Source organism: Phocaeicola faecalis, from assembly GCF_021730445.1.
GTDB classification, from domain to species: Bacteria; Bacteroidota; Bacteroidia; order Bacteroidales; family Bacteroidaceae; genus Phocaeicola; species Phocaeicola faecalis.
The window spans coordinates 1-4,447 of record NZ_JADNRM010000037.1; the positions used below are offsets into that span (position 1 = coordinate 1).

Annotated in this window: 3 protein-coding genes; all 3 read left to right on the forward strand. The window is 36.7% G+C overall.

What is annotated here, in order from left to right:
* The coding region (locus IR173_RS17775; RefSeq protein WP_237040847.1) for a TlpA family protein disulfide reductase at positions 1-681 on the forward strand (681 nt) is incomplete at its 5' end.
* 474 nt (positions 682-1,155) lie between these two features.
* Positions 1,156-2,631: a TlpA family protein disulfide reductase gene (locus tag IR173_RS17780; protein WP_237040848.1), complete on the forward strand. Its 1,476-nt coding sequence runs from the start codon at positions 1,156-1,158 to the stop codon at positions 2,629-2,631.
* A 1,134-nt stretch (positions 2,632-3,765) separates the two neighbouring features.
* Positions 3,766-4,182 (forward strand): TlpA family protein disulfide reductase, encoded by a 417-nt coding sequence (locus IR173_RS18325; protein ID WP_449580651.1) that lies wholly within the window; start codon positions 3,766-3,768, stop codon positions 4,180-4,182.
* The last annotated feature ends 265 nt before the right edge of the window (positions 4,183-4,447 follow it).

Here is a 4,447-nt window from a genome sequence, read left to right on the forward strand (position 1 = left end):
GAAATATATAAAACAAAGTATCCACGATTGGCTGAACTATACACCGTATGGCTACCGGAATATAGTAGAGAGAACGAGGACAAGGAACCTTTCCGAACTATACTGCATTACTTAAAAAATAAATTTCCCGATGCATACTGCATCAAAAGGTTATGCCGTACCGACTCAAGTTCTAACAATCAGCATTACAAGATAGGGCAAAACCATTATTACACACTTTTGAAACAAAGACTATATGTAGAGCCTAAAGACACAACCATGGGAGCAAAGCTGCAACTAGCATTCCCGCATATCTCAAAAAAGAAAATAAACACCGACTCCATTGCAGAAGAGTATGTGCTGGTAGACTTTTGGGCAAGCTGGTGTGTGCCGTGCCGCAAGGAAACACCTTTCCTGAAAAAAGCAAAAGAAAGATATAAGGATAAACTGGCTATATATGCAGTGACAATAGATGCCGATACGCTCAAATGGGAAAAAGCCATAGAGGAGGACAGCACCCGACACTTCATCCATGTGAGAGGGGTGAATGACAGGAATGTACCCGACAAGCAGGTCAGGGCTTTAAAGATTAAATCCATCCCAAGGAATTTCTTGTTGGACAAAGAGAGACGCATCATTGCAAAAGATTTAAGGGGAGAGGAACTGCTGAATGCTTTAGAGCAACTGATAAACCAGAAATAGCATGGCCGATATAGACTACACAATGAACATACTGAATCGGTATTTGAAGGAACAGTTGAAAAAACAATTCTAGCCGGCAACTATATAAAACCGCCTGAACAAAATACAAGAGCCGGACCATTGTGTACTGTATGAAAACTCCTGCAGGAGCCTTGCGAACCCGCAAAAGCAGATTAAAGAAAAATATGGCGGAAGAAACCTTCCGAATCATATTCGATAAATAAAAACGCCCCATTTCATCGAGAAAGCTATAATTACAACATACCAACTTGTAACGCTTTGCCCTTTTTATGTAACGGTTGCAGAGCACCAACCTATTGATTTTATGCGTATGTTTGCTACTAGGAAAAGAAGCCGCCTTATGTTACTACGCAGATAGTGGTGAAGGTACCAATTGGTGCTGTGACAGTTGTTCTGGAACTCGTTATTGCGGATAGTAAATGATTATCAGCATAATTAAACTATTTAAAACTGATGAAAGTTTTTAGTTTTATACTTCTATTTTTGATTTCATGTCAGAACAAACCGTTACAGAATGAAATCAAGAAACCAATGGTGGTTCTATGCTTTGACCATTATACCTCACCAGCCTACCAGACACCGGGAGGTGTAGCAAATATAAATAATACAGGTATCACCATTGTAGACAGTAACTACCAACTCAAGCATTTTTTCCCAAATGAAGAAAATGACACCTTAATTTTCTCATGCCCAAATGAGTTCATAGAATGTAGTTTTAGATATCGGAACTTCGAAAACATATATTACCCAATATATCAAGGCGATACAGTTATAGTCACCGTGGACAGTTTAAATTATCCTATACTAAAGAGCAAACATCATCCCGAATACAATCAAATATACAATCTACCATACAGATTACGAAAAGGATATACCCATTTGGGATTGGAAAGCTGTACATGGCTAGGAGAAAGCTATTTCATTACAACCGCTCAACATATTACTTATATACGTACAAAGGGTTGGAAAGTCATGAAAGATTATTGCCCTGTCGATTCACTATTATCTCTATTCAATTCTTATAAAAAAACTTATCTAGATACCATCAGTTCATACAAAAGTATGGCTTATATGAACGATGATATTTATGAAAGATATCTATTTAACTTACAACTAAAAGAGCACGAGAGCCAAAGAATATTGAATAAAGAAACTACATACTATCAACGGATGGAGCCGACTGTAAGGGACAGTGATATTCATCATCCTTCTTACCATGATTTCCTCAACCTTTATGTACAATTCTATAATCGTAACATTAAATCGATTACAGAACTTCACAAACGTACAACCAATTGGCAAGAAACATTTGACAGTTTAGCAGCCAAACCTTTTCCTCCCTTATCAAAACAAATCCTTTTAGCGCAATGTATTCAAGGCATCGGTGAAGACCTATCAGTAGATATATTGAATAATTACATTAATAAATACATACATATAACTAAAGATTCTCTCCTTTATAAACAGTTAGTAGACAAATACAACTTATCCGCAGACTCGGAACAGCTCTTGCTCAAAGACAAAGAGGGAAATACAACTACATTCCAACAAATACTAGATAATAATAAAGGAAAAGTTATATATGTAGATTTCTGGGGAAGCTGGTGTGTACCTTGTCGAGAAGAAATGAAATACTCTAATCAATTAAGAGAGCAATATAAAAATAAAGATATAGTATTTATCTATTTGGCATATAAGGACATAGAAGAAGATTGGCATAAAGCTATCAAAGAGGAAAAACTGGCGGATACAAAGTATTGCTACTTTATTCTAAATAGCAAGAACAGCAGTTTCTTAAGAAAAATAAACTTAAAACTCATTCCTCACTTTCTATTATTCAATAAAGACGGTATACTCGTAGAAAAAAATGCACCGAGACCTAGCAATAAAAATATCATAGAAATATTAAATAACTATATCAAGCCATGAATGCACATTGGAAATTAGTCAAAAATAACGCTAAAAGTATTTTAAAAATTATTGCCAAATACTATAAATGCAATCATACATTTGCTTTATACCAAATTCTTAAGCAACACCCTGATTTTCCCAGTTTCCTTTCTTTACAATATATATTACAAAGAATTGGAAAGGAGAGCTTTACATTGCATATTAGCTATAATGATTTGCATAATCTACCACTTCTCGCAATTATCATATCATCAATGGCAGAGAATATGTAAGTGCCACCGTGCAAAGCGATGATTTGAAAAATAAGCTAAAGCAATCCAAAAACTCGGATACTTTAACACTGCGTTCTAAAATAGACGAAGAAGGAGGAGAATTACTTATTTTAATGAGAATAAAAAAAACAGCATCATGAGACACACTTTATTTCTGATACTTATCTGGCTGCCATTACTTATCTGCGCCACAGACAAGAATGTAAATATCACCATCAACCTATCAACTGAACTGTCCCAAACAGAGCAATGGATATATGCAAACGGATATATCGGAGGAAATGAATTTGCCATTCTAGACTCTGTAAAAGTGAACAAAGGAGATATGAAGACAAAACTGTCTTTCGACATTAACAATGGGATGAGTATATATATCTTATGCTCAGAGAAAGGGCCCGTCAATCTCTTTTTCGATATAGAACCTAATACAAATTGTGAAATTGAAATTGATGAAAATACGAACGGAAGATATCCACTTCCCATGAAAGGAAATGATATGTACAATGAATTTCTCACATTCTATAATAAAATTCTAGATACAGGAAAAAAAAGCAAGGACAAATCTCTGCCTGAAGACAGTATACAATACTACAAAACAAAACTAACAGAAGCCTATACAAAAGAGATTTACAGGACGCAATACCCCACATTGGTTTGGGCGTATATTTTATGGCTGCCGGGATATACCAAAGAGCGAAGAGGAGAAGAGCCCTTCAAATCACTAATTCAATACGCACAACAGAAGTTCCCTAATGATCCCAACATACAGAGGTTTAACAGAGCAAGTGGTGAACTGGCAAGCGCACAAAGCAAAGTCGCATCCAGACGAATTAGAGAACTGGAAAGAAAAAGATATTATGTAGAACCTAAAGACACCACCATGGGAGCAAAACTGCAACTCGCATTCCCGCATATCTCAAAAAAGAAAATAAACACAGACTCCATTGCAGAAGAATATGTGCTAGTAGACTTTTGGGCAAGCTGGTGTGTACCGTGCCGCAAGGAAACACCTTTCCTGAAAATGGCAAAAGAAAGATATAAGGACAAACTGGCTGTATATGCAGTGACAATAGATGCCGATACNCTCAAATGGGAAAAAGCCATAGAGGAGGACAGCACCCGACACTTCATCCATGTGAGAGGGGTGAATGACAGGAATGTACCCGACAAGCAGGTCAGGGCTTTAAAGATTAAATCCATCCCAAGAAATTTCTTGTTGGACAAAGAGAGACGCATCATTGCAAAAGATTTAAGGGGAGAAGAACTGCTGAATGCTTTGGAGCAACTGATAAACTAGAAATAGCATGACCGATATGAACTACACAATGAACATACTGAATCGGTATTTGAAGGAACAGTTGAAAAAACAATTCTACCCGGCAACTATATAAAACCGCCTGAACAAAAGACAAGAGCCGGGCCATTGTGTACTGTATGAAAACTCCTGCAGGAGCCTTGCGAACCCGCAAAAGCAGATTAAAGAAAAATATGGCGGAAGAAACCTTCCGAATCATATTCGATAAATAAAAACGCCCCATTTCATCGAGAAAGCTATAATTACA